The following is a 2,125-nucleotide window of genomic DNA, read 5'->3' on the forward strand; positions in this document are numbered from 1 at the left end:
GTCCGCCGTCGACCCAGCATGCCGCCACGGCCGGCCGATGGTGGTTTGTGACCGCGTCGCTGGTCCATCCGGTCCCGCAGCGTCTCGGCCCGGGTCTTGCGGTAGGCCACCGGGGTCGGCAACCGCAGTAGTCGCGACACCCGGGACGGTCGTCCGGTGGTGAGGGCGGCCACGGCTTCCGGTTCGTGTCGGGCCGCGTTCGCGAGCAGACCGAGCATCGCGAGCACCGTCAGCGTCGAGGTGCCGCCCGCCGACAGCAGCGGCAGCTGGATGCCGGTGACCGGCAGCAGACCGATGACATAACCGATGTTGATCAGCGCCTGCGCGATGATCAACACGGTGATGGTCGCCGCCATCAGCCGCAGGAACGGGTCGGTGGATCGATGAGCGATGCGGAAGCCGACGTAGGCGAGCACGACGAACAAGAACACGACCAGCAGTCCGCCGAGCAAGCCCAGTTCCTCGCCGATGATGGCGAAGATGAAGTCGTTGTGCGCGTTCGGCAGGTAGTTCCACTTCGCCCGGCTCTGCCCCAGTCCGACGCCGAACACGCCGCCGTTGGCCAAGGCGTAGGTCGCCTGCCGTTCCTGGTAGCCCGCGCCCTGCGGGTCGTCGATGTTGTTCAGGAAGCTCATGACGCGCTGCGACCGATAACCCTCGACAAGGGCCAGCATGACCGCGATGCCGATCGCGGAGACGGCGAAGGTGAGAAACACCTTGACCGGCAGCCCGGCGAACCACAGCAGCGCCCCGATGATGATCGCGATGGTGATCGTGGTGCTGAGGTTGGGTTCGAGAATGATCAGCAGACAGATCAGCATGCCCACCGGGACGAGTGGGACGAGCAACTCACGCAGTGACGCATTCTCCTGGCGACGCGAGGCGAGCAGATGCGCACCCCACACGCAGAGTGCCACCTTGACCAGCTCCGACGGCTGCACCGACAACCCGTAGACGACGAACCATCGTCGGGCACCCTGACTGAGCGTGCCGAGTCCGGGGACCAGTACCAGCGCCAGCAAGATGGTGGTCACGATCATCAGCGGCGCGGCGGCTCGGCGCAGGAACCGAACCGGGACACGAAGCGTCACGTAGAAGACGAAGAATCCCAGGAACGCGAAGATCACCTGGGTGGAGAACAGGCCGTAGGCCGAGCCGTCCTTCGAATAGCCCTCGACCGATGACGCCGAGAGCACCATCACCAGGCCGAAAGCGGTCAGCAGAAAGCCCAGCGTCAGGATCAGGTGGTACGACGCGAGCGGTCGCGCGAGCAGGCTGCGCACCGCCTCGGCGACGGTTGCCGGCAGCGACGCGGTGGTCGCGGCCGCAGACTTCGCCACCTCGACCTTCGCCACCTCGACTTTCGCGGCGCGACTCGTGCCGCGCGAGCTCTTCTCGACCCCGACGACAGCTTGTGCGGCGTCGTCGTTTACAGCGTCGTCGGAAGCGCCCTGGGTCTCGCCGTTGTCGTCTGCCGGCTCGGAGGTGCCGCGACCACGGGTGTCTGCCTTCACCCGCGACGTCATCGACGCGACGCCTCGACGTCGGCGATGCGTCGGGCGGCCGCCGCGAAGGCGTCGCCACGGCGTCCGTAGCCGGCGAACATGTCCAGGGATGCGGCGGCGGGTGCCAGCAGGATCGCATCCGGCGTCGTGTCGGCGGTCACCGCGAGCTGCCACGCCTCGGCGACGGCACGCTCCATCACGGCGATGGCCGGGTCGGCCGGTGGCTCGGCGACAAGGTGCTCCGACGACGCTTCAAGGACGGCCGAATCCGCTCGATGGACGTTCACCCCGCCATCGTCCCCTGTGAATACTGTGACGTTTGGGACTTCTGGGGCGTGTCGCGCGATCGCGTCGGCGATGATGTCCCGATCTCGGCCGATCGACACCACTCCGGCCAACCGATCTCGGATGGCCTCGATCATCTCGACCACCGACGCACCCTTGAGCAGCCCGCCCGCGATCAAGACGACGCGAGGGTAGGCCGCGACCGCCGCCTGCGCGGCGTGCGGATTGGTGGCCTTGGAGTCGTCGACGAAGCGGATCCCCCGGCTCTGCGCGACCACCTCCCCGCGATGGGCCGCCGGCCGAAAGGCGGTGAGCCCGTCGATGATGGCCCGGGC

At 67.8% G+C, this 2,125-nt stretch carries 2 protein-coding genes; both read right to left on the reverse strand.

Going from position 1 to position 2,125, the window contains the following annotated elements:
- A partial coding sequence (ftsW, locus tag ABZW74_RS24490; RefSeq protein ID WP_355280103.1) for a putative lipid II flippase FtsW occupies positions 1-1,526 on the reverse strand: 1,526 nt, incomplete at its 3' end.
- On the reverse strand, positions 1,523-2,125 hold a 603-nt coding region (locus tag ABZW74_RS24495; protein ID WP_355280105.1), incomplete at its 5' end, for a cyanophycin synthetase. The genes ftsW and ABZW74_RS24495, both read right to left, overlap by 4 nt.

The organism is Gordonia sp. NPDC003585 (assembly GCF_040610755.1).
Lineage (GTDB): Bacteria > Actinomycetota > Actinomycetes > Mycobacteriales > Mycobacteriaceae > Gordonia.